This window comes from Bacillus sp. TH50, from assembly GCF_016650565.1.
GTDB classification, from domain to species: Bacteria; Bacillota; Bacilli; order Bacillales; family Bacillaceae_G; genus Bacillus_A; species Bacillus_A mycoides.
This window is the reverse complement of the sequence record NZ_JAEKFM010000004.1, coordinates 107,177-132,429: the sequence shown is the minus strand read 5'-3', so window position 1 is coordinate 132,429 and position 25,253 is coordinate 107,177. Positions and strand designations below refer to the sequence as shown.

25 protein-coding genes and 2 pseudogenes are annotated in these 25,253 nt (G+C 34.9%); 9 read left to right on the top strand and 18 right to left on the bottom strand.

Annotation, left to right across the window (positions count from 1 at the left end; translation table 11 throughout):
* Positions 1-11 precede the first annotated feature (11 nt).
* From JFU23_RS16830 to JFU23_RS16805, 6 genes are all read right to left on the bottom strand, one after another.
* Positions 12-977 carry an ABC transporter ATP-binding protein gene (locus JFU23_RS16830; protein ID WP_061689741.1) on the bottom strand — a complete coding sequence of 322 codons (966 nt, stop codon included), beginning with the start codon at positions 975-977 and terminating at the stop codon, positions 12-14.
* Positions 974-1,954 (bottom strand): ABC transporter ATP-binding protein, encoded by a 981-nt coding sequence (locus JFU23_RS16825; protein WP_002091396.1) that lies wholly within the window; start codon positions 1,952-1,954, stop codon positions 974-976. The genes JFU23_RS16830 and JFU23_RS16825 overlap by 4 nt, the downstream gene beginning before the upstream one ends.
* A gap of 10 nt (positions 1,955-1,964) precedes the next feature.
* Positions 1,965-2,888, bottom strand: a complete 924-nt coding sequence (gene opp4C / locus JFU23_RS16820) for an oligopeptide ABC transporter permease (protein WP_000451066.1) — start codon at positions 2,886-2,888, stop codon at positions 1,965-1,967.
* A gap of 13 nt (positions 2,889-2,901) precedes the next feature.
* Positions 2,902-3,858 carry an ABC transporter permease gene (locus tag JFU23_RS16815; protein WP_002091399.1) on the bottom strand — a complete coding sequence of 319 codons (957 nt, stop codon included), beginning with the start codon at positions 3,856-3,858 and terminating at the stop codon, positions 2,902-2,904.
* A 103-nt stretch (positions 3,859-3,961) separates the two neighbouring features.
* Complete coding sequence (locus JFU23_RS16810) at positions 3,962-5,689, bottom strand: ABC transporter substrate-binding protein (protein ID WP_201032348.1); 1,728 nt, start codon at positions 5,687-5,689, stop codon at positions 3,962-3,964.
* A 243-nt stretch (positions 5,690-5,932) separates the two neighbouring features.
* Positions 5,933-7,636 (bottom strand): ABC transporter substrate-binding protein, encoded by a 1,704-nt coding sequence (locus tag JFU23_RS16805; protein ID WP_201032347.1) that lies wholly within the window; start codon positions 7,634-7,636, stop codon positions 5,933-5,935.
* A 233-nt stretch (positions 7,637-7,869) separates the two neighbouring features.
* Here JFU23_RS16805 and JFU23_RS16800 point away from each other — a divergent pair, with 233 nt between their 5' ends.
* The gene (locus JFU23_RS16800; protein ID WP_002115459.1) at positions 7,870-8,067 is read left to right on the top strand and encodes a hypothetical protein; all 198 of its coding nucleotides are present in this window, start codon (positions 7,870-7,872) and stop codon (positions 8,065-8,067) included.
* Positions 8,068-8,529: 462 nt separating this feature from the next.
* On the opposite strand, the gene abc-f is transcribed toward JFU23_RS16800, so the two are convergent.
* Complete coding sequence (gene abc-f, locus JFU23_RS16795; RefSeq protein WP_201032346.1) at positions 8,530-10,416, bottom strand: ribosomal protection-like ABC-F family protein; 1,887 nt, start codon at positions 10,414-10,416, stop codon at positions 8,530-8,532.
* A gap of 124 nt (positions 10,417-10,540) precedes the next feature.
* Positions 10,541-10,675, bottom strand: coding sequence for an RAxF-45 family protein (locus JFU23_RS31075; protein ID WP_000650295.1), 135 nt, complete (start codon positions 10,673-10,675; stop codon positions 10,541-10,543).
* Between the two features lie 420 nt (positions 10,676-11,095).
* Between JFU23_RS31075 and JFU23_RS16790 the strand changes: the two genes are divergently transcribed.
* Together JFU23_RS16790 and JFU23_RS16785 are read left to right on the top strand one after the other, a co-directional pair.
* Entirely contained in the window at positions 11,096-11,224 is a 129-nt protein-coding gene (locus JFU23_RS16790) for a hypothetical protein (protein WP_002029408.1), read from the top strand.
* Positions 11,225-11,357: 133 nt separating this feature from the next.
* The gene (locus tag JFU23_RS16785) at positions 11,358-12,152 is read left to right on the top strand and encodes a DUF4931 domain-containing protein (protein WP_201032345.1); all 795 of its coding nucleotides are present in this window, start codon (positions 11,358-11,360) and stop codon (positions 12,150-12,152) included.
* 11 nt (positions 12,153-12,163) lie between these two features.
* Here JFU23_RS16785 and JFU23_RS16780 read toward each other — a convergent pair whose 3' ends face one another.
* The gene (locus JFU23_RS16780; protein ID WP_000713256.1) at positions 12,164-12,697 is read right to left on the bottom strand and encodes a transglycosylase SLT domain-containing protein; all 534 of its coding nucleotides are present in this window, start codon (positions 12,695-12,697) and stop codon (positions 12,164-12,166) included.
* Between the two features lie 247 nt (positions 12,698-12,944).
* Between JFU23_RS16780 and JFU23_RS16775 the strand changes: the two are divergent.
* Positions 12,945-14,593, top strand: a pseudogene (locus tag JFU23_RS16775) (DUF2334 domain-containing protein).
* On the opposite strand, the gene JFU23_RS16770 reads toward JFU23_RS16775, so the two are convergent.
* The 5 genes from JFU23_RS16770 to JFU23_RS16750 all read right to left on the bottom strand — a co-directional run bounded on the left by JFU23_RS16770 (position 14,500) and on the right by JFU23_RS16750 (position 19,008).
* Positions 14,500-15,342, bottom strand: coding sequence for a TatD family hydrolase (locus JFU23_RS16770; RefSeq protein WP_242483521.1), 843 nt, complete (start codon positions 15,340-15,342; stop codon positions 14,500-14,502). The pseudogene JFU23_RS16775 and the gene JFU23_RS16770 overlap by 94 nt on opposite strands.
* Positions 15,343-16,087: 745 nt before the next feature.
* The gene (locus JFU23_RS16765) at positions 16,088-16,444 is read right to left on the bottom strand and encodes a YxeA family protein (RefSeq protein ID WP_201032344.1); all 357 of its coding nucleotides are present in this window, start codon (positions 16,442-16,444) and stop codon (positions 16,088-16,090) included.
* 142 nt (positions 16,445-16,586) lie between these two features.
* Positions 16,587-17,423 carry a YitT family protein gene (locus JFU23_RS16760; protein ID WP_002009911.1) on the bottom strand — a complete coding sequence of 279 codons (837 nt, stop codon included), beginning with the start codon at positions 17,421-17,423 and terminating at the stop codon, positions 16,587-16,589.
* Positions 17,424-17,540: 117 nt separating this feature from the next.
* Entirely contained in the window at positions 17,541-17,870 is a 330-nt protein-coding gene (locus JFU23_RS16755) for a PH domain-containing protein (protein WP_002091410.1), read from the bottom strand.
* A gap of 160 nt (positions 17,871-18,030) precedes the next feature.
* The gene (locus JFU23_RS16750; protein WP_085308652.1) at positions 18,031-19,008 is read right to left on the bottom strand and encodes a LacI family DNA-binding transcriptional regulator; all 978 of its coding nucleotides are present in this window, start codon (positions 19,006-19,008) and stop codon (positions 18,031-18,033) included.
* A gap of 305 nt (positions 19,009-19,313) precedes the next feature.
* On the opposite strand from JFU23_RS16750, the gene JFU23_RS16745 reads away from it, so the two are divergent.
* Complete coding sequence (locus JFU23_RS16745) at positions 19,314-19,406, top strand: DUF3948 family protein (protein WP_113710253.1); 93 nt, start codon at positions 19,314-19,316, stop codon at positions 19,404-19,406.
* A gap of 165 nt (positions 19,407-19,571) precedes the next feature.
* On the opposite strand, the gene JFU23_RS16740 is transcribed toward JFU23_RS16745, so the two are convergent.
* Positions 19,572-20,177, bottom strand: a complete 606-nt coding sequence (locus JFU23_RS16740; RefSeq protein WP_002091412.1) for a lysophospholipid acyltransferase family protein — start codon at positions 20,175-20,177, stop codon at positions 19,572-19,574.
* Between the two features lie 336 nt (positions 20,178-20,513).
* Between JFU23_RS16740 and JFU23_RS16735 the strand changes: the two genes are divergently transcribed.
* On the top strand, positions 20,514-20,609 hold the full coding sequence (locus JFU23_RS16735) for a DUF3948 family protein (protein ID WP_002124767.1): 96 nt from the start codon (positions 20,514-20,516) through the stop codon (positions 20,607-20,609).
* A 51-nt stretch (positions 20,610-20,660) separates the two neighbouring features.
* Here JFU23_RS16735 and JFU23_RS16730 read toward each other — a convergent pair whose 3' ends face one another.
* Together JFU23_RS16730 and JFU23_RS16725 are read right to left on the bottom strand one after the other, a co-directional pair.
* Positions 20,661-20,819, bottom strand: coding sequence for a YrzO family protein (locus JFU23_RS16730; RefSeq protein WP_002029389.1), 159 nt, complete (start codon positions 20,817-20,819; stop codon positions 20,661-20,663).
* Between the two features lie 21 nt (positions 20,820-20,840).
* Positions 20,841-21,809 carry a DMT family transporter gene (locus JFU23_RS16725; RefSeq protein ID WP_201032343.1) on the bottom strand — a complete coding sequence of 323 codons (969 nt, stop codon included), beginning with the start codon at positions 21,807-21,809 and terminating at the stop codon, positions 20,841-20,843.
* A 127-nt stretch (positions 21,810-21,936) separates the two neighbouring features.
* On the opposite strand from JFU23_RS16725, the gene JFU23_RS16720 reads away from it, so the two are divergent.
* Positions 21,937-22,803: a LysR family transcriptional regulator gene (locus JFU23_RS16720; protein ID WP_201032342.1), complete on the top strand. Its 867-nt coding sequence runs from the start codon at positions 21,937-21,939 to the stop codon at positions 22,801-22,803.
* Between the two features lie 427 nt (positions 22,804-23,230).
* Positions 23,231-23,311 (top strand): annotated as a pseudogene (locus JFU23_RS16715) (DUF3948 family protein); the annotation flags it as partial.
* Between the two features lie 63 nt (positions 23,312-23,374).
* On the opposite strand, the gene JFU23_RS16710 reads toward JFU23_RS16715, so the two are convergent.
* Positions 23,375-24,322, bottom strand: coding sequence for a substrate-binding domain-containing protein (locus tag JFU23_RS16710; protein WP_201032353.1), 948 nt, complete (start codon positions 24,320-24,322; stop codon positions 23,375-23,377).
* A gap of 131 nt (positions 24,323-24,453) precedes the next feature.
* Between JFU23_RS16710 and modA the strand changes: the two genes are divergently transcribed.
* Entirely contained in the window at positions 24,454-25,251 is a 798-nt protein-coding gene (modA, locus tag JFU23_RS16705; RefSeq protein WP_002029395.1) for a molybdate ABC transporter substrate-binding protein, read from the top strand.
* Positions 25,252-25,253 lie beyond the last annotated feature (2 nt).

Here is a 25,253-nt window from a genome sequence, read left to right as displayed (position 1 = left end):
GTCCTTTTCTTTTACACATGATGACAAGCAACAAAATGATCTTCACCCACATTACGGAATTCTGGTACATTCGTTTTACAAATATCTGTAGCAACGGGGCAACGTGTATGAAAACGGCAACCTGATGGTGGATTTGCAGGACTTGGAATATCCCCTTCTAAAATAATCCGTTCTCGCTTAACCGTTGGATCCGGTATTGGCACTGCTGATAACAATGCTTTTGTATATGGATGAAGCGGATTCGCAAATAACTCATCACGTGATGCTGTTTCCACAATAGTTCCTAAATACATAATTCCAATTTTCGTACATAAGTGCTCCACAACACTTAAATCATGTGAAATGAATAAATAGGATAATCCCTTTTTCTCCTGTAATTCACTAAACAAATTAATGATTTGCGCTTGAATAGATACATCTAATGCCGCAACAGGCTCATCAGCTACAATAAATTCTGGATCTAATACCATTGCCCTTGCAATAACGATACGTTGACGTTGCCCACCGGAAAACTCATGAGGGTACCTGTCAATATGATACGGCGCTAAACCACATAACTCCAATACTTCTATCACCTTTTCACGGACATTTTCTTTCGTCGCTAGTCCGTGAGCCAACATTGGCTCACCAAGCGCTTCTCCAATTCTCATTCTTGGATTTAATGAGCTAAATGGATCTTGAAAAACGAGCTGCATATTAGGACGATGCTTTCTCAGCTCTTCTTTTGATAAAGCATGAACATCTTGACCTTTAAATTTCACTTCACCTTCTGTTTTTTGAACGAGACGGAGAATTGTTTTTCCTATCGTCGTTTTCCCACTTCCAGACTCTCCTACAAGACCAAACACTTCTCCTTTATCAATTGTAAAGCTTACCCCATCTACCGCTTTCACATGTCCAATCGTTCTACTAAATACGCCGCCCTTAATCGGAAAATACGTTTTTAAGTTCTTCACTTCTAATAATGGTTCACTCATTGCCCAGCACGCTCCTCATATAACCAACAAGCTACTTTATGATCCTCGTCATGCACATTAAGATTTGGCGCTTCATTTTTGCATATTTCCATGCAATGTTCACAGCGGCCACTAAAGTAGCAAAACTCATCTAAGCCAACTAAATTTGGAACTTGCCCTGGAATAGAATAAAGTTTATCTGTTCGTTTCCCCATTACTGGTTTTGATTTTAGCAACCCTTGCGTATATGGATGTTTCGGATTTTGAAATATTTCTAGTACCGGTGCCTCTTCAATAACTTTCCCGCCATACATAACGACAACATAATCGGCCATTTCTGCTACAACACCTAGATCATGTGTAATTAATAAAATGGACGTTTTAAATTCCTCTTTTACTTGTCTTAGTAAGTCTAATATTTGCGCTTGAATCGTAACGTCTAGAGCTGTTGTCGGTTCATCTGCAATTAATAACTTTGGATTACAACTAAGTGCAATAGCAATCATAATACGTTGTAACATACCACCGCTTAATTCGTGCGGATAAGAATGGACAATTTCATCAGCACGAGCAATACCAACTTTACGAATTAATTCAATTGCTTTTTTGTATGCTTCGTTTTTGCTAAGTAGTTCATGCTCTCTTAACGTCTCAACAATTTGCTCTCCAACAGTAAAGACCGGATTAAGCGATGTCATCGGTTCCTGGAAAATCATGGCGATATCATTTCCTCTTAAACTACGAAGTTCTTTCTCTTTCATTCCTAAAAGACTTTTTCCTTCATAAAGAATATCACCACCAACGATGCCGCCAGATTCAGCAATAAGTCCCATAATAGATAAAGCCGTTACACTTTTCCCGCAACCTGATTCGCCTACTACACAAACTGTTTCACCTTCTCGAACTGAAAAGCTAACATGATTGACAGCCTTTACTGTACCTTCTTCCGTCTGAAAGTGTGTTTGTAAATCCTTTAGCTCTACTACCGCTCTACTCATGCTTTCTCACCTACCGCTTCATCTTTGGATCTAATGCATCACGAAGTGCATCGCCAAGTATATTAATTGATACAACTGTTATAAAGATTGCAAAACCAGGCGGGATCCATAACCACGGACGCTTTTGGAAATCGATTAATGAGTTTGCTGCACTAATCATATTTCCCCACGATGGTGTAGGCGGGACAACGCCAAGTCCTAGGTAACTTAGTGCAGACTCTCCTAAAATAGAACCTGCAACACCTAATGTGGATACAACAATTAATATCGGCAGAACATTTGGGATTAAATGATATACAATTTTCCGGTAATCGTTTATCCCGAGTACATCAGCAGCTTGCATAAACGATTGTTCTCGCAGCGATAAAATTTGACCTCGTACGAGGCGTGCAAGTCCTGGCCAACCTACTAAACTTAAAATGATCATAATGACATAAAGACGATAATCAGATGGTACTTTCCATTCTGATAAAATAGCTCCCATTATAATAAGTAACGGTAATCCTGGCATCGACATTAAAATATCCGCAAGACGCATTATAATATTATCGACGATACCACGGTAGAAACCTGCAATCGCTCCTAATAAAGCACCTAGTATAACGGATAACACCATTGAGGCTAAGCCAATTGTTAATGAAATCCGTCCTGCTTGCATAAGCCTCGTTAAAATGTCTCTTCCTAATTGATCTGTGCCAAGCCAATGAGAAAAACTAGGTGGTTTGTTAATTAGCGTAACTTGTATTTTTCCTGATGCATACGGTGAAAAGAATGGACCAATAAAACAAAATAAAAACATAAAAACTAATGCGTAAAATCCTATAAGTGCCATTTTATTTTTCTTTATCCTTTTAAAAGCTTGCCTCCACGGCGATGATTCATTCCTTCTTTTCTTTTTTTCTTTTTTTTCCGTAGTTGCTGTAACAGTTTCCATCTCTTTCCCCCCCTTACTTCAACCGAATACGTGGATCAACAACTGCATATACAATATCCGCTAAAAAGTTTGAAACAATTGTCAAACACGAAAGAAACATCGTAAATGCCATTAATACCGTATAATCACGAAAATTTAATGCTTCTAATTGAATATTACCGATACCTGGCCAGTTGAAAATTTGTTCTATAATAATTGCCCCTGAAAACAACCCTGGTAATTCAAATGCAAGCAATGTAATAGCCGGCAAAATTGCATTTTTTAATGCATGTTTATAAATAACGGTCTTCTCCTTTAAACCTTTTGCTCTAGCCGTTCGAATGTAATCTTGCCGTACAACCTCTAACATACTCGTTCTAAAATAACGAGTTAATGAGCCAACTCCAAGAAGAGTTAAAATAAATACGGGTAAAACCATATGCTTTGCAACTTCTATTCCGTAAGCAAGCCCAGTTGAATTACTCCCAACATCAATCATCCCGCCTATCGGTAACAGCTTAAAGTCAACCGCAAACACTTTAATTAAAAACAAACCGATAAAGAATGAAGGAAATGACATCGCTGCAAATACACCAATTGTTACAAGCTTATCGAATAAAGAATGTTGCTTTGTCGCTGAAAACACACCGATAATAAGTGCAATTAGCCAAATAAAGAACAATGCAATAATCGCAACAATAAACGAATTCCATATAAATTTATTTAATAATGACGTTACAGATTCTTGATATTGAAGAGAAAAACCAAAGTCCCCCTGCAATGCATTACCTAGCCAGTGAAAATATCGCTCAACAATTGGTTTATTCAATCCATACAATTCCCTAAGTTCAGCTGCTCTTTCCGGTGTAATCTTCGGGTTTGAATCAATATAATCTCCTGGAAGAAGTGCGAACAGGAAGAAGATAATAATCGATGTCCCCAACAGTGTAGGAATCATTTGTAACAGCCTACGAATGATATATGTTTTCACCCTTTTTCTCTCCAATCTTATGCTTAAAATAGAAGAACATTTTTTCAAAGCGGCACACTACTTGCCGAATGAAAAAATGTCTTCTACTTATACATTCTTCTCGTTATTTTTCGATAGATAGAGCTGGTAAGTTTGCACTAATACTATTGTATTTTTCAGGGTCAATTCCTTTTATATTCCCGTTATAACCAGTAATTGTTCTACGATAGTTTAATAGAATTACTGGTGGATCATCACTTAATTCTTTATACAGTTCTTTATAGATTGGTTTACGTTTTTCAATATCTACCGTTTCAATACCCTTTTGAATTAACTCATCTACTTTTGCATTTTTATAACCAAGACTCTTCTCATTGACACCCGACAAATATTCACCAGCTGTTTCACTCGGATCACTTGTAATTGGTGTCGAAACAGAAGCTAAATCATAATCACCTTTGTTTACCTTCGAAAGCATAGTATTAAAGTCCATAAATTCAGGGTTAAATTCTACACCTATTTCTTTATAATTCTCTTTTGCAATCGGAATTAATAAATCGCTATCTTTAGCCGAACTTGGGCCGAAATAAGAAAGCTTTAATTTTTGACCATCTTTTTCACGAATTCCATCCGAACCAACTTTCCATCCTGCTTCATCTAATAATTTTTTCGCTTTTTCTTTGTCGTATTCATATTTATTAACTCCTTCTTCCGTATAAGCCCAAGAAGTTGGATGAATTGGTACATTAGCTACCGTACCGTATCCTTTCAATGCTGTATCAACATATTTTTTACGATCTAATCCGTAAATAAGTGCTTGTCGAACCTTTTTATCCTTTAAGTACGGCTTATTATTATTCATATAAATATAGCTAAATGACGCTGCTGTTTCGATTTGGATATTTGCAAATTCTAAAGCCTTAGCCTGTTCAAGAACTTCGTCACCAGTACCTAGGCCAGTGTAGTCAACCTCACCTGTTTGGAATAATTGAAGCTTCGTATCACCAGAAGTAATTTTATAAATGAAGTTTGGAATTTTTGGTTTACCCGCATAATAATTTTCATTTGCTACAAATCGCACTTCTTGCCCTGGGATATACTTTTCAAATTTATATGGACCCGCAGCTATCGGTTTTTCATATAACGCTTTTAAGTAATCTAAGCTTGTATTTTGTTTATAATCTTTTCCATAATAAGCTTTTGATAATACCTCTCCACCTAAGGCTGTTAGTGCCTGTGAATTAACTTTTTCAGTTGTAATTTTAATTGTCTGCGGATCAACAACTTGAATACCTTCAATTGAAGTTGCTTTTCCTTCTTTATATTCTTTACCACCTTTAACAGCATATTGAGAAATGTCTTTGTCACCCTCATATGCCTTATCATGTAAAAGCGTCAATGTGAACGCTACATCATCTGCTGTTAATGGTGAACCATCGCTAAATTTCAAATCTTTACGTAAATGGAATGTATATGTTAACTGATCAGAGGAAATATCCCACTTCTCAGCTAATTCTGGAGTTGGTTTTCCTTGTTTATCTGTAGATACAAGAGATGCAAAAATAACTGAAGTGACGTTTCCATCCCAACCATTTTGTTGGAAATATGGTAAAAATACGCCGCCCGGTTTACTAATACCAACTACTAACGTATCTTTTCTATTCTTCGCTTTATCTGGTATTTTCGTCTTATCTGTCGCAGCAATATTTTCAACTTTTATATTTTTTAAATCTTGCTGTTTTACTGGTTCTGTAGAAGCCGTATCCTCCTGTCCCCCACAAGCAGATAACACAAGCGAACTACTCAGTAATACCGAAAATACACCAGCCCATTTTTTTGTCTTTTTCTTCATTGTCCCCACCCTAACTTTTTTTTAATAATTACACCTTATGAACTGCTTGCCTAATGTATGCCTCCCACAGCAACATTTTATAGCCAATCGGAAAAGTCGGTTTTAGTTATAAAAAAATAGTTGTTTTTGAGGGGTAACAATCTTATTCCGACCTTTCCGGTAGACTTTATGGTTATTAGCTTATATCTTTCAGTATATTTTGTCAATTATTTCTATATAAATATTTCGATAATTCCCCGAAAATTATTGAGCAATATTCAATTTAGGTAAACTTAACAAAATACCATTATAATTATCTTCTTGTAATCCTTGAATTCGTGCATTATGTGCAGACACGACTTTACTATTGTTTAAGAAAATAACAGGTGGATCTTCACTTAACTCTTGATATAGTTTTTTATAGATTTCTTTTCGTTTTTCAATATCCAATGTTTCTAATGCCTGCTTAGCTAATTCATCTACTTTCGGATTATGATATCCATCATAATTACGCTTACTTGTCGAAACAAACTCCTCAATTGTTCCGCTCGGATCATCAATCATCGGTGTGGAGACCATCGCTAAATCATAATCTCCTTTAATTACCTTGGAAATCATCGTATTAAAGTCCATGTATTCAGGATTGAAATCTACCCCAATCTTTTTATAATCCTCCTTCATAACGGGGATCATCACATCATTGATTTTACTTGCAGAAGAAGCAAAATAACTTACCTTCAATTTTTGGCCATCTTTTTCACGAATACCATCTGATCCAGCTTTCCACCCAGCTTCATCGAGCAATTTCTTCGCCTTTTCTAAATTATATTCGTATTTATTGATTCCTTCTTCTGTATACGCCCACGAAACTGGTGTAATTGGTACATTAACGAGTGAAGCGTATCCTTGGAAATATGTATCAATGACCTTTTGACGCTCTAATCCATAAATAAACGCTTGGCGTACACGTTTATCTTTAAAGTATGACTTCTTATAATTCATTTTAATGTAACCGTACGAACTTCCCGTATACACATTAACATTAGCAAAGCCTAACTCTTTTAATTGTTCAATCGTCTCCGCATTTGTCGTGAAGCCATCATAATCTACTTCGCCCGCTTGAAATTGTTGCAGCTTCGTATCACCTTTTGTGATTTTATAAATAAAGTGCTCAATCTTCGGTTTACCTTCAAAATAATTTTCATTTGCTACAAAGCGAACTTCTTGACCTGGAATATATTTATCTAGTTTATAAGCTCCTGCTCCCATCGGTTTTCCATATAACTCTTTTAAATACTCTAAATTCCCTTGCTTATATTCTTTACCGTAATAAGCTTTTGATATAACTTCTCCACCAATTAACGATAATGTTTGGGCATTTACCTTTTCAGTTGTAATCGTAATTGTTTTCGGATCGATGACTTGAATCCCCTCAATAGATGTAGCCTTTCCTTCTTTATATGCTTGCCCACCCTTTATTGCTGTTTGGCTTATGTCCGTTGCACCACTATAAGTTGGATCATGTAGTACAGTTAATGTAAATGCTACGTCATCCGCTGTTAACGGTGAACTATCACTAAACTTTAAATCATCTTTCAAATGAAACGTATATGTAAGCTGATCCTCCGAAATATCCCATTTCTTCGCTAGAATTGGAATTGGTTTCCCCTCCTTATCCAATCCAACGAGAGGAGCAAAGATAGCTTGTGTTATATTACCGTCCCACCCATTTTCCATAAAATGCGGAAGGAATATCCCGCCAGGGCTCGGCATTCCCACTACAAAGGTATCCTTTCTTTCTTTTGCCTTTGCTGGACTTTTTGCTTTGTCACTCGCTTTAATAAACTCATCTTTTACTTTCGGCATCTTTGTTGCTTCATTTGTACTTGTCTCTTCTTGAGCACATCCTGCTAATAAAAGCGATGTACTAAGAAACGTAAAAAGTAACCCTTTAAAAACCTTTCGCATAATTCTCACCCTTACTTTCCTGTTTTTTTATTAAGTGGTAACATAACGCCAATTCTGCAACTATCTTTACTTTACCTATAAAAATAGTGTGAATTAATTTCAAGATTATTCCTTTTCACTAGTTATGTCAATCCTTGCTAATTGATGTCTTTCAAAAAATAAAAAACACCTTCTATTACCTAATAGCCCCGCATAGAATAATAACAATTAACTACCAAGAAGGGGGCGAAAATATGGACAACCTATTCCAATATGTCCTGCACTATGTATTATTAACAATCATAATAGTCGGGGCGTTATTACTATTCCCTTTCTTCCCAAAGTTCGTCCTCTTTTTAGCTTTTTTTATTATGCTCGGGATCGCTATTATAATTTCAACAAGGGAAGATACCACACAAAAAGAAAGCAGAGTTCAGCGCGTAAAGCTGTAACTCTGCTTTCTTTTTTTACTTTCAACCATGAGTCTCTATCACGCATACTTATGTCTCGGGAAATAATTAGCCTACACTTCTGTAATTACTATTATTGAAAAAGCTTTTGATAACATTTATTTTTCTCTTTACCAGTTCTTCAATTTCGATATGGAATTTTTGCTGGATGAAAATTGCGTAACATAAATTTATCAAAATTACTGTTTCACGTGAAACACATTTTTTATTTATCCCTTACGTAAAATATTATTATAAAGTTAAACTTTAATCGGTGGGGGTTTTGTTCATCCCCCGCCGATTATTAACCCTCACCAATCGGGTGTTTACGGGCAGCAGGGCTCCCACCTAACTTCTTTGCTCCAACCTAATTTTGAGGTGGGAGTCTTACTGCCCTGCAAATAGCGGGATAAAAAAGAAAGCTAATCCCTTCAGCAAAACTGAAAGGAATTAGCTTTCTACTTTTTACTCCACAATATTCTCTAACTCATTATATAACTCCGCTCGTAAAAACTCTTTTTTCGTTTTTTCTTCATATAATTGTTCAAGCATTTCAACATCAACTACATGTTCCATTTTACATTCGAGTGCATATATATCTTCTTCTATATGCATTAACTCATTTTCAACTGCCTCTAAATCCCTAGACTTCTTCTTTTTTATAGGCATTACTTCTAACGCTTTATTCCCTTGCTGTTGCTGCTTCTGTTTTACTACTTGTTTCTCAATTCTTTCTTCCCACTTTTGACGAGCCCATGCATAGTTCCCTGCAAACTCAAATAATTTGTGCTCATCAATCCAATATGTCTTTTCAAACAATTTATTTAAGAAATAACGATCATGTGAAACAGCTAAAATCGTCCCATTATATTGTTCAAGGGCCTCCTCTAAAACTTCCCTTGATTCAATATCAAGATGATTCGTCGGTTCATCTAAAATAAGAAAGTTAACATCTTGATACATAAGTTGCGCGAGCCTTAACCTCATTTTTTCCCCACCGCTAAGTTGTGTTACTTTCTTAAAAACAGCTGGACCATAAAATAAGAAACGAGCTAATATATGTCTTGCTTCCCCCTCTGTTACAGCCACGCAATCTCTGAAAGCTTCCAATACATTGTTCTTCATATTCCCGTACGCATGTTGCGATAAATAACCGATTTTCACACTACTACCAATCCGAATTTCTCCAGCATCTTGCTGCATTTCTTTTAGTAATAGTTTTAATAACGTAGTCTTTCCTGTACCATTACGTCCAACGATAGCTGCGCGCTCCTGAAAACGAATATGCAAATTTACTTTCTCGAATAAAGATCGTTCATCAAATCCTTTACTCACTTCTTTCATTACAACAACATCTTTCCCGCTTCTCTCTTGCCCTTCAAACTGAAGTCCCATCTGTTTTCTATCCAAAATGGGTCTCTTTAGTTTCTCTATGCGCTCTAATGCACGTTCCATATTTCTGGCTCTCTTATGCAATCCTTCATTCGGCGGATTCGCTTGATTTGCCCATTCTCGCAAGCGCTTAATTGCTTCTTTCATTTTCTTTATTTTCTTTTGCTGTTCTTGATACGCTTGAAATTCTTGAAGCAGCCTTTCTTCCTTTTCCTCAACAAACTGTGAATAGTTCGTATGATATACGTGAATTTCTCCATCTTCTAAATCAAAAATTTTCGTTACAACTTCATCAAGGAAATAGCGATCATGCGAAATGACCATAACTGTTCCTGTATATTCTTTTAGAAATTGCTCTAACCACTCGACTGCAAATAAGTCCAAATGATTTGTTGGTTCATCTAACAAAAGTAGATCTGGTTTCTGCAATAGCATATACGCAAGGCTTACTTTTGTTTGTTCTCCACCACTTATCTCCATAAATGACCTTCGAAATAGTTCCGTCACCTGTAGACCATTTGCTACCTTCATAATATTCGCTTCTATTTCATAACCACCGAGAAACGCGTACCTTTCTTGAATTACTCCGTATCTCTCCATCAATTTTTGTAAAGCAGATGATTCCTGTTCTTCCGCCATATTTTTTTCTAAAGCATGCATTTCTATCTCCAACTCTTTTTCCTTTTTAAAAGCGGAGCTTAATACATCATATACATTCATTTCATTATTAAATTTTGGAATTTGTGCTACATGACCAATGCGCGTACCTTTCTTCACATGAATAGCCCCTGCATCCAAACCCTCAATTCCTGTTAAAAGCTGAAAGATAGTTGTCTTCCCACTACCGTTACGACCAACTAATCCAATACGTTCTCCATTCTTTATTTCAAGCGATATATTTTCAAATATGATGTTTCCACCAAAAGATTTCTTTACATTATTTACACTACAAATTGTCATTTTCCGTACTCCTTTCAATATAAAAAACCATGGGAAAGAAACATTCCCCATGGTTTTTGTCATAGAAAAAGGAAGCCAAATAGCTCCCTTTTCACACGTTTATCAAAAATGGGTGAAGAGACTTCTATCGTTCAATAGCTACTATGCAATTGTTAAAAAAGGGCATACGTATCCCGTTAACAACTGCATCATGAAAAATCGCACGACAAATATAGATATAATCTAAAAATTTTGCGCGCGTAGCTAAAGAACATTTCATCTCATTCACTCCTTTCGTACGGAATTTAATACTTACTTCTTTATTATACTTCCCCGATTTATGTTTGAATAGTCATTTTTCTGAAAATAATGAAGATAGACTAAACATTTCAATAAGTGACATCAAATCTTACAAAACTGTTATGTTCACGTAATGGAAAGCGATAGTACGAAAAGATGCCTCCCTATACAATAAAGATATAAACAAGAGAGACAAAAACAAGGAGGAAACAATCATGATGAAAGAAATCGTAAAAGCAATCTTTGAGGTATTAGTGAACGGACAAGCAGTTGTAAAAGAACTAAACGAACTATAAAAGGGAGGAAAGAACTATGATGAACATGGTAAAAATGATCTTACATGCTTTAGTTGATGCGAAAGCAGTTAGCCAAGAATTAAACCAACAATAAAAAGGGGTATATGAATATGAAGAAAGCCATTATTGTAATCGCAAGTACAGCAATTGCCTTATACACAATAAAAAATAGAAAAAAGAAACAAAATGAAAATGCTCTGTATTATCCATACACACTATTAAAGAAAAAATAAAAGACAAGGTACCCTATTGCAATGAGGATATCTTGTCTTTTATTTTTCCCTATTCCCTTTAAAGGATTTCCTTCTCCTTTTCCCGAATGTATTAAGCGGGATTTTTACATATATTTTAAAGGGGCATATACAAATGGATACACAACAACTATATTTTTTAAACGATATCGGTAAACAAAAACCAGAAAGCATTCGGAACAGAAGCGCTGCATGTCCTTTTTGTGACAGAGAAAATTTAACGGATATTTTAGCAACTGAGGGCTCTATTATTTGGTTAAAAAATAAATTTCCTACATTAAAGGATACCTTTCAAACCGTGCTAATCGAAACAGATAATTGCGAAGACCATATCGCAACATATACAGAAGAACATATGAGAAAACTAATTCGCTTCTCTATTCTCCATTGGTTAAACTTACAGGAAAATGAAGAATTCACTTCTGTGATTTTATACAAAAATCATGGTCCATTTTCAGGCGGAAGTTTGCATCATGCACATATGCAAATTATCGGAATGAAACATGTAGACTATCTTGAAAATATTGAGGAAGCAAATTTCCAAGGGGTAATTGTTCAAAAAAATGAACGCATTGAACTCAATATTTCAGAGCGTCCTATTATCGGCTTTACTGAATTTAATATCATCATTGAAGATATTGCATTTATAGATGAAATGGCCAATTATATTCAGCAAACTGTACGTTACATACTGACAGATTTCCATAAAGGATGTAGTAGTTATAACTTATTCTTCTATTACTTAAACAGGAAAATCATTTGTAAAGTTGTTCCTAGGTTTGTCGTTTCACCGTTGTATGTAGGATATAAAATACCGCAAGTTTCTACAAAACTAGAAGATGTGAAAATACAACTAGCGCAGTATTTCACGCAAGAAAAGGATGAAATTATTCATAAAAAAACAGAGTAGGTATAGAAAACCTACTCTTTGATTACACCTTTATTTCGATAGTATACATCCTCTAATCCGATGTTATACTTCATATTGTTATCCGTCCACTCTGGTCCTAAATTCCCTGGCCATCCAGATGTATTCGCTATATATTTCAGTAATGCAAAATCAGTCAAACCTTTTTGCACCCCGCGCTTATAACCTTTCATTAAATGCGGCATTGCAATTTGCGCATTTGTACGTGGATCTTTCAGCTCTTCATCAGTTAAATGATCTGGCGCAAGCCCACCACCGCGGTGTAATTGAAACAATCCGAATGAAGTTCCGTTATCTCCAACACTTCTTGGATTTAACCTACTTTCATGTTCGGCAATTGTAAGAGGTATCCATTCCGGAAGGTTTACTTTCTTTGCTTCCTCTATAATGATTTGTTTCATCTGTTTTGCTTCTTCTGAATCAACATAGCTTGTTTCATTCATTAGCTTACCCATTCCTTCAGACTTTCCTTGGAAATATAAATACACTCCAAGAACAACTAAAAATCCTACAAAGAATTTCTTCACTACCTCTACCTCTTTCTCCGCTGAAATTTGTCCCCTTTCAGCCTTCCTTTTACAATTACCAACACTCTATCATTCTCTTACCTTTCAATCATAGCAAATTACTATACATATTATCATCATGCTTTAGACCGATTTTGCGAAAAAACATATGGTAAATACGTGCAAAAATGTAACTTACATGGACTATAACTTTTTTTTGTATATAATTGTAAATTGAATTCTATATATATAATAGGAGAATAAATAAATGAAAAGAACTCTACTAATCTTTTTCAGCATTTTACTACTCATTCCTATACATACCTCTGCACAAACATCATCAAAATCAAAAGTACTCGTTTTGTATAGTACAGAAGACAACAAAATTACAAACAATGTACAAATCCTTAATACTCAGTTAGGGCACTTTACAAAAGATATAACAGTAAAAAGCTTAAAGGAAGTAAAGGAACGTACTGAATCATCTTCTTATACACATATTGTTTATATCGGAGAGAAAAAAGAAGATTTTTCTATTGCAGCAAAACAATTTCTAGAAAACTTCTCAGGTCCCATATTAGTTTTAGGACAAAATGTTGAACAATTATCTAATCGTTTTTCTTTCATTACCTCGAAAGAAACCGATATACGAATTCACACTATAGAATATCCGACTAACCAGTTAAAAAATGAATTACATGAAGAACGCTTAATGAAGAAAATTGAAACAAAAGGAAAAACTCTTGCTTACGCCTTGAGTGCTGATGGAACTCATCCGTTAATCATTCAGCAAGGAACATCCTATTATGTTGCAACCCCAAACCTTTTCGATTGGATGTCTCATTACGTCGGTGAAATGTTATTTTCTTATTTCGGACAAAAACCTGAAACAAATAAAACTTCAGCTTATTTACGCCTTGAAGACGTTCATCCAGCTGTAGATGTAAAGCAATTAAAAGAAATCGCTGAATTACTAAAAGAGAAAAAGCTCCCTTATATGATTACCGTTATCCCTGTTTACAAAGATCCAGACACAGGAAAAACAGTACATTTAAAGGATAACTCTGAATTAATCGATGTTTTACACTTTATGCAAGATAATGGTGGCTCTATCGTTATGCATGGTTACACACATCAGTTTTATGATAGTGAAACTGGCGAAGGCTTTGAATTTTGGGATGTAAAAACAGATCAACCAATTCGCCAACCAAACCATGAAAAATCAAAAACAAAAAAGATTTTCAGTCTACAGAAGACTATAATAAATACGTAAAAAACGGGAAAGCCTTCGAAGAAAAATATATTAAAGATCATATTGAAAAAGGGATTACAGAGCTTGTAGAAGCTAAATTATATCCAGTTGTCTTTGAAGCTCCGCACTATACAATGTCTCAAACAGGATATGAAATACTATCACAATATTTTTCAACTTATGTAGGACAAATACAACTAAACGATACAACTTGGAAATCAATGCACTCACCGGCTTATATAAGTACACCGTCATTTTTACATGGGATGAAATTAATTCCTGAAACTGTTGGCTTTATTGAAGAAGGTAAGCCACAAGCTATAGCAAAAATGAAAGAACGTGCTTTATCTATCACTAAACTATCTGATGGAATTATCGGTGCATTTTATCATCCTTACTTGGGCGTTGAACCATTAAAAGAAGTATTAAAAGAACTAGAAAGTATTCCAAACATAGAGTGGATTGATTTACAAAAAGAAACGAATGAAGTAAAAATGAAAGATATTCATATTACTACTAATAAAGACGGCATTCACGTTGAAAAACCAACAAGTGCGAATGACATAATTGATTATATAAAACAATATGGGTTCTTCCTTATAATTGGGTTCATTATAATTGTCTTTCTTTTATTATTAAGACGTGCGAAAAAATTAGAGTCATAAAATCGCACCGTATTCGCATATATTTGCTCAGTAACTGTCTCTACTGATATTTTTTTTATTATACTAATTTCTTGTAATACATCTTTTATCATATAAGGATGTGTCATCGTATCCTTCTGAAATTCCCACGGCCCATCTGTTTCTACCATCATATATTCAAGCGGATAATACGAAACGATTTTTCTAATTTTCTCCTTATGTAAAACATCCGGTGTGATAGAAATATAATAACCGTTCCTCATCATCCGTTTCATTGTCTCTTCACTTCCTTTAAACCAATGAAAGTGTGCACGCGAAACTTTATATTCTTCAAGTAAATCACATACAGTGTCAGTATCTTCATAAACCGCATGCAATATAATTGGTAAATCGTATTTACTAGCTAGTTCCACAAACTTTTTTAACACCGCTATGTATGGATCAATAGCAATATTTTCATCTTCTTTCCTTAAATAATATGGGAGTCCCACTTCACCAATCGCAACAATTTCATCTACATGATCTTCAATTAATTTATAAATTTGCTCACATTCCTCTTTATGAATCGGCTGCTCCGGATGAAAACCTATTGCTGGATGTACAAAAGGATATCGCTTTGCTAAAGATAAAGTTTCTAGACATGATTGATAATTCATAGATACTGCAATAAGACCTTGTATCTCTTTACTGTTTTCCACATCTATAAATAATCTACTTTTCTCTTCATTCTCATATTGATCAACATGTATATGACTATCAATCCATTTCATCTTTATGCCCCCATAAAAAAAACAAGAAAGGGTCTTCCTTCTTGTTTTATCATCTATATTAGTTAACAATTAAATTTGTTATTATATCAAATAATCCAATACATACTACGGCAACAGTAAAGTAGCTACAGAAATCTTTAATTGGAAACTTCACTACTTCTTCTTTACGCATCCCAGTTTTCTCCCTTCTTAATATATCCCTAATTATTTTTTATCTATTTGTATCTATTATGCAAAAAATATGACAAAATTACTATCGAATTAACTTACGTAAACCTTACAATGTTGTAAGGTTTGAAAAAGAGCCTCATCTAAATAGAGATGAGGGCTATTAAAAATTAGTTGGTTTTTCATTCTTCATTAACATTACAAACAGAAAGTGATACAGTGAGACTTTCTAGTTACACTATATGAAATTTACTATATTTTAACCATCGAATTACATTACAGAAGGCTTACATGTTTGTAAGCTATGTGTAATGTAATTCGATAGTTTCCCTTACCTATATTTCGTACAATAAAGTTAGAAAGTAAGCCAAATAAGAAGAACACTCACATAACCAAATTACATTGCTAGTAGCCGACTCTTCTTATACCTTTCACTCATGCTACTACAATGTACCCCCTTTCCCTTTATATAATAAGAAAAGCCTTAGTCCATATGGACTAAGGCTTTTTCACGAACCTAAAATACCCCTACCTAGTATTTTTATTTTCGACAAAAAATAGGCGGGGGTATAATTCGCTATCTCATCGTTAAAAGTTTACTCTTCGCCTTAATAGGAATATTTACAGCTTCAATTTCTTCAATTGCCTCGCCGTAGCGTCCTTTTGCGTACACCTTTAATGCTTCATCTCTCTTTAACATATGCTTAACAGTCTTCTTTATTTTTTGTTCTCTTCCACGTTCATCAAATGCAATAAATTCATATTCATACCATTCATCACCGACATGCTGACCAATCGCATCCACAATTGTATAGTATTCTTTCGTCGTATAAAGCGGATTATATTTATCAATAACTGGTCCAAGTTTCGTAGGTAGTAATACTACTACTATCACTACCATAGCTATTACAGTAGTAATTATTTTTTTCTTCATAATACTGATCTTCCTCCTCTGCAGGATACTTATACATCCATTCTAAAGAGCAGGAATTTAATCTACCATTCAATCCCATTACATTACCCTTACATTTTTGTAAGAATAAAAAAAAAGATGAACGAATTTTCTCGTTCACCTTTTAGCTTGCTTTAAAGCCACCGCCAAGTACATCACGCACATCGTGAATGACAACGAAGGCATCTTCATCCACTCTACTAATAACTTGCTTTAACTTAACAAGCTCTTGTTTATTAATAACGATATATAAAACTTCTTTATTTTTACCAGTATATCCGCCGCGTCCTTCTAATACAGTGACACCGCGTGTCATGTTTTTTGTAATAGTTTCACGTATTAAATCCGGTTGATTTGAAATGATTGTAACAGCTGTTTTTGTATCCATACCTTCCACGATGAAATCAATTACTTTCGCTCCGACAAATACAGCTACAAGTGTATACATTGCCTTTTCTTGTCCTATTATAAATACAGAACCCGCAATTACAACGATATCAATAATAAGTACGCCTTTACCAACGCTCCAACCTAAATATTGATTTGCTAGTCGAGCTAAAATTGCCGATCCTCCTGATGTACCTCCAGCTTTGAACATACAGCCTAATCCGATACCTACAAATACACCAGCAAATAAAGCTGCTAGTAACGTATCACTATTTACTTGATATTCGATATGTTCTGTAACATATAAAAACAAAGAGGTTTCCACAATACCTATAATTGTGTAAACCATCGTTTTCTTATCAAAAAATTTATAACCTACAGCTAATAAAATTGCATTCAAACCAAAATTCACAATTCCTGGTGACCAATCAAATAAATAGTACGTAACAACCGTTAAACCAATAATTCCACCCTCTGATAAACGGTTTGGAATTGCAAAGTAATTAATACCAATTGCGAATAATAATGAACCAATTGTAATTAGTGTTATTTCCTTTATACGTTGATTAACCATAGTTCATACCTCCCCCCATTTGACATTGTATCACTATCTCCTAGAGGTTTAGAAGTTGTTTTTATTCCGCATTTCCCCTCACAAAGACCAAGATATTATGTTTAAACAAAGGGGTGATTAATTATTCATATTCGCTCTAACTGTACGGACAAAGCGCTCCACATTCCCACTCTGAATATACTTAGCTCTAATGGTTTCACGATTACAAGTACATTCGAAATATGGACGGAAATCTATGTCATCTATATGCAAATACGAATACTCTTCAAATATCGCAGGATAGCACGAAAATTTCCCGTAAAATAGAAGACGTCTAGTAGTGGCAACAAAAATCCCATGTTGATAACATAAAGTAAAGTCATCCTTTTCAAATATCCCTACGACAAACGCTAAAATCTTTTCGTCATCCTCTACATATTTTTTCATACTTAATAAAAGTTCATTCATGCATATTCCTCCAAATTCTATTCATTGTTTTAACACTTGAAAAGAATCCATGGATTATTACAGACCGGTGTAACTCTTTTATAAAGTATGAAACGCGTTTCCTGTCAAAGACATTTCAAAAAATAATCCGTTATGTGATTATACACATAACGGATAAATACTAAACCGTCGAGCGTTCTACAAGTTTATACGGAATTTCCATCTTTTCTTGTTTAGAACTCTCATCACTTACTTGCCTATAAAACATTTCAAAAGCCGTCTTACCTATTCCCTTTAAATTTTGGTCAATGGTTGTCAGTTGTAAAACTTGAGAAATCGGTTGGTTATCAAAACCAATAATCGCTAAATCCTCCGGAACTTTAATACCTAATTTTTCAACTTCTGTCATGATCCCAATAGCGACCTCATCTCCTGCCACTATTAATGCTTCAGGAGGATTCTCCATCTCCTTGAATTGATGTGCAACTCTTACACCATCTTCTAACGTAAAGCATTCTGTGAAAATCCGATCTTCCATCACTTCTTCATCTATTAATTGTAGCTGTTGTTTATAAGCATCAAAACGTTTCTTACTACTTGGCCCTAACTTTCTTCCCGTACAATATCCAATCTTCTTATAACCTTTTTCAATAAGGTAACTCATCCCTAATTGAAAGGCATTAAAATGATCTGTATATACACTCGATATGCTTTCAATATCATTATCCTCACAAGCAATAACCGCCCCATACGCTGCATAAGGCTCTATAGTTTCCCACTCATTAGCACGAGAACAAATGATAAGACCGTCTAGTTGCTTTGTTTTCAACATATGTAAACTTTTCATTTCTTCTTTTTTATTGTAGTTCGTTTGACAAAGAAGCACCCTGTAATTATGAGCTAACGCAACTTCCATCATTCCACCCACCATCGCATCAAAAGACGGATGATTAATATAAGGTAAAATCACGCCAACAATATTCGTCTTCCCTTTTGATAAATGAACAGCATTTGCATTTTGCGAGTAATTCAATTTCTCAACTATTTCTAAAACAACTTTCCTTTTTTCTTCACTTACATATGGATGATCATTTAATACCCTCGAAACAGTCGTAACTGAAACCCCAGCCATCTTTGCAATATCTTTAATATTAGCCATACACTCACCTCTACTTTTAACTTAATGAATCACATGAACATATGTCAAATCTTCTCATCATGACACTTTCATTCGTTTTTCTTACAAAAGTGTAATTTTCCTGTAAGCTAATTCGATAGTGACTCTCCGCAACATTTCATATAATTAAGTCAGAAACAGGGCAACAACCATTTGAAAAGGAGCGGATCTATATGATGAACAAAATGAAAACGAACAATTTCTTAAATACAATGAGCTTGATATTTTCCGCTCTTATCGATGCAAAAGCTGTTGCTTCTACATTAAACAAGTAAGGAGAATGCATTATGAACAACATCACTTTTAATAAATTAGATTTTTTAGGACTAGCTAGCGGCACGGTTCTTCTTACTACTTTCATTTACGCTGCTACACTATAACTTCGTGTCCCCTTTCCCCTTTATCCCGCTTTAACGGGCAGTAAGACTCCCACCTCAGAATTCGGCGAATGCGAGGAAGTTAGGCGGGAGATCAACTGCCTGTAAAATCCCGATTGGTTCAACTAATAATAGAAAAGACGACCGTCTATGCACGATCGTCTTTTCTTATTTTTGATTTGGCTGCAAAACTTCCTTTAGTTCTTCAAACTTTGCATTTAATTCATCTGTCATCATTTTCATAGCCGTTTTTCGATCTATTTGTTCTTCAGCATCGATTTGAATTGGGTCTCCAAAAACTAATCGCGCTTTTTTTCCTTTTATCAATTCTTTTATACTTGATGGACCAACATAAGCTGCCGGTATTAACGGAACGTTAGAACGCATTGCAATCGTAACAGCCCCAGCTTTTAGTGAAACGTCTTCTGATGACCTCGTCCCACTCGGGAAAATCCCTACTACTTTTCCTTCTTTTAATAAACGTGATGGAATTTTTAATGTGCTTGGCCCTGGATTCGCACGGTCTACAGGGAATGCATTTACATTTTTAAAAAACCAATTTTTAAATTTCCCTTCAAACAATTCTTTTTTTGCCATGTAATGAATTTGGGTTGGGTACATTCCTGCCGCTAACATTAAAACATCCATAAAACTTGTATGTGTACACGCAACAACGTAAGGGCCATCTTCCGGTAATTTCTCTCTCCCTTGTACTTCTACCTTCCCAGCCATTTTAAATATATATTTCAACGAAAATGTAATTGGTTTATACATTTGTTTCGTTCCTTTCTGAATATCCGAAGTATAATCATTTTCTTACAACGATTATAACACTAAGTTTTAGGAGTTGGTAATAAAAATAAGTATTTATTGTTAAATTTCAATTCTTACAAAAGTGTAATTTTCTTGTAAGCTAATTCGATAGTGGCTCCCTCCACTATCTTATACAATTAAGTCAGAAAGTAACAACAACCATTTGAAAAGGAGCGGATCTATATGATGAACAAAATGAAAACGAACAATTTCTTAAATACAATGTGCATAGTATTTTCCGCTCTTATCGATGCAAAAGCTGTTGCTTCTACATTAAACAAGTAAGGAGAATTTATAATGAATAACATGACTTTTAATAAATTAGATTTTTTAGGACTAGCTAGCGGCTCGATTCTTCTTACTGCTTTCATTTACGCTGCTACGCTTATATAACTTTGTGTCCCCTTTCCCCTTTATATAAATAATAATAGAAAAGACGACCGTCTATGCCCGGTCGTCTTTTAAATTTTTTCTTTCCTTCAAGTCTTTTAAAAGTTGTATCAGTTCAGCTTGTTGTTTAATATTTTTACGACCGTTTCGATTAATTGCTGCAAGCTCGCAGGCAACTCCAGCAGCAAAGAAAAACAATAAACTTTCTAACATATAAAATCCTCCAGTTGCCTATTAAACAGCTTGACGCAATTGCTTTTCTTGCAAAATTTGTTTATTTATATTTTCTTCTTTTCTCTGACAAACATTATTACGAATAAGCGCTGCAATAACAAATAATGTTCCTACAATATCAAATGTCGTTATTTTATACCCTTGTATCATCATAATAACTAACGTAGTAATTGGCACAAAGTTAATAAATAAAATACCATTAATGGATGATAAGATTTTCACACCGTAGTTCCAAGCAAGTAGTGCTACGATACCTGGTAATGTCATCATAAATAACAAATCATACTTCACAATAGAAATCGTTTCCATACTTGGAACAGACACATATCCAAGCACTGTAATGACTACAGTTATAATCCCTGTGACAGTTGTACCCAATACACACGTCAAAGTAGAATAGCGTAATGTTGACCAATCGCTACACGTTTGACCACCCATCGTATAAATTACCCATCCTACAACACCAACAAATATAAATGCTAGCGAAAACATGTTATCTTTCAATGTTAAAAAGAAACTCATATCACCTTTCGTAATAACAAATATAGCCCCTACAAACGCGATAATCATGCTCGTTATCATATACTTCTTCGGCTTTATATTTTTATATCCCCATAAAATACAAATTGAAATCATCGGCATAAGCGCCTCCATAATAGAAGCTACCATCACACCTGATTTTCCCATTAACATTTGTCCTAGAAAAATTAATACATTATATACAGTAAACGCCATTGTTCCAAAAAAGACGAGTAACTTTCCTCTTCCTTCTAAGCGAAATGCCTTCTTTCCTTCTTTCATTAGCAATAATGCAATCAATACAATTGCTACCGCTCCATAACGAATAAACGAAAAATAAAATGGATCTATGTATTCTAGAGCATGATCAGCAACCGGAAACATCGCTCCCCATGACATACTTGCAATTAAACATGCCAAAGCACCTATTATCATTTGACCTTTTCTCACCACAATCCCCCGCTTCTTTCTATTTGCACAAAGAGAATTGTAAAAGAAAAAATATATCACGTAAAATGATTCAAAATGATGTTAACTATCATTTATAATGATAGTTAACATCAAGGAGGAGCATAAAATGGAATTACGAGACTTACAAATCTTCCAGAGCGTTGCCGACCGCGGTAGTGTAAGCGGCGCAGCAAAGGAATTAAATTACGTACAATCAAATGTAACCGCACGTATTAAACAATTAGAAAACGAGCTGAAAACACCTCTCTTTTACCGTCATAAGCGAGGCATGACTTTAACAGCTGAAGGAAGAAAGATGCTCGTTTACGTTCATAAAATTTTGCAAGATGTTGAAGAGCTAAAACAAGTGTTTTTAGATAGTGAAACACCATCTGGCATATTAAAAATTGGTACAGTCGAAACAGTCAGTACATTACCTACCATCTTGTCTTCTTACTATAAAAGCTATCCAAATGTCGATTTATCATTAAAAGCCGGTCTAACGGAAGAACTTATTAGAGAAGTACTTGATCATCAATTAGATGGCGCTTTTATATCAGGTCCTATTAAACATCCACTAATTGAACAATACGATGTTAGTACTGAGAAATTAATGCTTGTTACACAAAATAAAGCTTTTCATATAGAAGAATTTACTACGACGCCCCTACTCGTTTTTAATCAAGGATGTGGATACCGTTCCAAGCTTGAACGATGGCTTAAAGATGAAGGTTTGCTACCAAAAAGAATTATGGAGTTTAACATATTAGAAACTATATTAAATAGCGTAGCGCTCGGTCTTGGGATTACACTCGTCCCCCAGTCTGCGGTGCAGCACCTTTCTACAGCAGGTAAAGTCCACTGCCATCCAATTCCGGAGAAATACGGCAGTATTTCAACTGTTTTCATACGCCGTAAAGATAGTTACATGACCAATTCGATGCGCAGCTTTTTAAAAACAATTAAAGAGCACCATCATATCAATATGCTTTGAAGGACATTCTTACATGAATGTCTTTTTTTCTTACAAAAGTGTAATCCTCCCGTAAGCTAATTCGATAGTTGCAGGCAGCCATATTTCATATAATTAAGACAGAAAGCAGGGCAACAACAATTCGAAAAGGAGCGGATACGCATGATGAACAAAATGAAATCAAACAAATTTTCCAATACAATGGGCATGGTGCTATCCGCACTTGTCGATGCAAAAGCTGTTGCAACTACATTAAACAAATAAGGAGAGATTATAATGAACAACATTACTTTCAACAAATCAGACTTTATCCCGCATTAACGGGCAGTAAGACTCCCACTTCAAAATTCAGCGAAATCAAAGAAGTTAGGTTTGGGATCAACTGCCCGTAAAAGCCCGATTGGTGAGGGCTAATAATCAGCGAGGGATACCCCGCCCTCACTGATTAAAGTTTCACTTTATCGGACTTGCAAGTGGAGCTACTCTTCTTACTGCATTCATTTATGCACTTGCTCAAAGTCTCGTTTAACAATTGGTTTTCCCAACCCCCTTTATATAGAAAAGGCTGCTCGTCTTATAGACAAGCAGCTTTTTAGTTTGTTTCATATATAATTTGGCCTGTTTTACTTATATCATATCCACCAATTGCTTTTAATTCATTGTGAAACTCTTCAGATTGCAAAATTCCTTTTATAACCTCAATAAGTTCATCATTTTCTTTATTCTTCAGAAGTACTAAATCATACTGTTCTTTCATTATTGGAATAAAGTCTACGTTCACAATTTGCGAAACCTTTTCTGATCCTACCCCAACATCAGCTTTTCCATTCGCGACTTGCGAGGCAACACCAAGGTGATTCGATTCTTCCCATTCATACCCGTTAATATCTTCTTTACTTAATTTTCGAATTCGCAATTGCTCATCCACTAACACCCTAATACCAGAACCTTTTTCTCGATTTACAAATCGTATAGATGACTGAGCTAAATCAGCCCATGTTTTTATATTTTGTGGATTCCCTTTTTGCACATAAAACCCAACATTTCTTGCTAATAAATTCATCATAATATATGGTTGTCCGACTAAAATACGTTTTACGTAAGGAACATTATATGTACCCGTTTCACCATCAAATAAGTGTAAACTAACGACGCTTCCTTCTCCTTGGTACATCTTCACTAAACTCGTTAAACTACCTTGATACGCTCTCAATATATTAGAATTTGGCAATCGATTTTCTATATGCTTTGCCAACATATCTAACGTTAGTTCTTGACCACTAATGATGCGTGTATTCGAACTACTAATTTCGTCCTTCTTTACAGGAGTAAATTGTACCTTCCCTGTTTTCATTTGCTTTATATATTGTTCTAAATCAGCTGCATCAATGCGCATTTGTCTACCAACCCTATAAGATGGAAGTTCTCCTTTTTTAATTAGGTCATATACAGTTAATTTTGATACTTTTAATTGCTTTGCTACTTCTTCCGTTGTGTAGGAATGATGATCCATAGACGATTCCTCACTTTCTTCCTTCATTGTAACAAAGAAAAGAATATTTCTCCTAGTTTTTAAAAACAACTATATCGTTCAAATTATATTCAATTATAACTAGTTATAATTATTTATATTTAGTTATAATTAACTTAGTAAACGAAGGGAGATTTTTTATGAACAAATTTACTTTACGATCCATTGGGGTACTTATACTTTCTTTTCTTCTTATATTCAGTGTAGCTTGTTCAAGTGAAGAAAAGTCAGCTGCTAAAGAGGGAGAATCAGTGGAGCTGACTATATCAGCTGCTGCAAGTTTACAAGATGCATTAAAAGAAATTGAAAAGCAATATAAAGAGAAAGAACCAACTATTCAACTTTCTTTTAACTTCGGTGCTTCTGGTGCACTTCAACAACAAATCGAACAAGGTGCGCCTGCTGATTTATTCTTCTCTGCAGCAGAGGATAAATTCCAAACTCTTGTTAAAAAAGGATTTATTAATGAAAAAGAAGGGAAAAACCTTCTTGGAAATGAACTGGTTCTAGTCGTTCCAAAAGATAGTGCTCTTACAAAACTTCAAGATTTAAAGGATGAGAAAATCAAGAAGATCGCACTTGGTACACCCGAATCTGTACCTGCAGGAAAATATGCAAAAGCTTCTCTCACATATGAAAATCTTTGGAATGACGTTCAAAATAAAATCGTATTTACAAAAGATGTTCGCCAAGTGTTAACATATGTAGAAACAGGTAATGTTGATGCTGGTATTGTATATAAAACAGACGCTCTCGTTTCAGACAAGGTAAAAATTGTAGAAGCGGTAGCAGCTAATTCTCATGAGCCAATCCACTATCCTTTAGGTGTTATAAAGGAATCTAAGCATAAGAAAGAGGCGACTTCATTCTATGAGTATTTACAATCAAAAGATGCACAATCTATCTTTAAGAAATATGGATTTACAATCCTGCCATAATC

Excerpts from the sequence above, each read along its gene's own strand:
- JFU23_RS16830 (WP_061689741.1), bottom strand. The coding sequence starts at position 977 with ATGAGTGAACCATTATTAGAAGTGAAGAACTTAAAAACGTATTTTCCG.
- JFU23_RS16825 (WP_002091396.1), bottom strand. The coding sequence starts at position 1,954 with ATGAGTAGAGCGGTAGTAGAGCTAAAGGATTTACAAACACACTTTCAG.
- opp4C (WP_000451066.1), bottom strand. The coding sequence starts at position 2,888 with ATGGAAACTGTTACAGCAACTACGGAAAAAAAAGAAAAAAAGAAAAGA.
- JFU23_RS16810 (WP_201032348.1), bottom strand. The coding sequence starts at position 5,689 with ATGAAGAAAAAGACAAAAAAATGGGCTGGTGTATTTTCGGTATTACTG.
- JFU23_RS16805 (WP_201032347.1), bottom strand. The coding sequence starts at position 7,636 with ATGCGAAAGGTTTTTAAAGGGTTACTTTTTACGTTTCTTAGTACATCG.
- JFU23_RS16800 (WP_002115459.1), top strand. The coding sequence starts at position 7,870 with ATGGACAACCTATTCCAATATGTCCTGCACTATGTATTATTAACAATC.
- abc-f (WP_201032346.1), bottom strand. The coding sequence starts at position 10,416 with ATGACAATTTGTAGTGTAAATAATGTAAAGAAATCTTTTGGTGGAAAC.
- JFU23_RS31075 (WP_000650295.1), bottom strand. The coding sequence starts at position 10,675 with ATGAAATGTTCTTTAGCTACGCGCGCAAAATTTTTAGATTATATCTAT.
- JFU23_RS16790 (WP_002029408.1), top strand. The coding sequence starts at position 11,096 with ATGAATATGAAGAAAGCCATTATTGTAATCGCAAGTACAGCAATTGCC.
- JFU23_RS16785 (WP_201032345.1), top strand. The coding sequence starts at position 11,358 with ATGGATACACAACAACTATATTTTTTAAACGATATCGGTAAACAAAAA.
- JFU23_RS16770 (WP_242483521.1), bottom strand. The coding sequence starts at position 15,342 with ATGAAATGGATTGATAGTCATATACATGTTGATCAATATGAGAATGAA.
- JFU23_RS16765 (WP_201032344.1), bottom strand. The coding sequence starts at position 16,444 with ATGAAGAAAAAAATAATTACTACTGTAATAGCTATGGTAGTGATAGTA.
- JFU23_RS16760 (WP_002009911.1), bottom strand. The coding sequence starts at position 17,423 with ATGGTTAATCAACGTATAAAGGAAATAACACTAATTACAATTGGTTCA.
- JFU23_RS16755 (WP_002091410.1), bottom strand. The coding sequence starts at position 17,870 with ATGAATGAACTTTTATTAAGTATGAAAAAATATGTAGAGGATGACGAA.
- JFU23_RS16750 (WP_085308652.1), bottom strand. The coding sequence starts at position 19,008 with ATGGCTAATATTAAAGATATTGCAAAGATGGCTGGGGTTTCAGTTACG.
- JFU23_RS16745 (WP_113710253.1), top strand. The coding sequence starts at position 19,314 with ATGAACAACATCACTTTTAATAAATTAGATTTTTTAGGACTAGCTAGC.
- JFU23_RS16740 (WP_002091412.1), bottom strand. The coding sequence starts at position 20,177 with ATGTATAAACCAATTACATTTTCGTTGAAATATATATTTAAAATGGCT.
- JFU23_RS16735 (WP_002124767.1), top strand. The coding sequence starts at position 20,514 with ATGAATAACATGACTTTTAATAAATTAGATTTTTTAGGACTAGCTAGC.
- JFU23_RS16730 (WP_002029389.1), bottom strand. The coding sequence starts at position 20,819 with ATGTTAGAAAGTTTATTGTTTTTCTTTGCTGCTGGAGTTGCCTGCGAG.
- JFU23_RS16720 (WP_201032342.1), top strand. The coding sequence starts at position 21,937 with ATGGAATTACGAGACTTACAAATCTTCCAGAGCGTTGCCGACCGCGGT.
- JFU23_RS16710 (WP_201032353.1), bottom strand. The coding sequence starts at position 24,322 with ATGAAGGAAGAAAGTGAGGAATCGTCTATGGATCATCATTCCTACACA.
- modA (WP_002029395.1), top strand. The coding sequence starts at position 24,454 with ATGAACAAATTTACTTTACGATCCATTGGGGTACTTATACTTTCTTTT.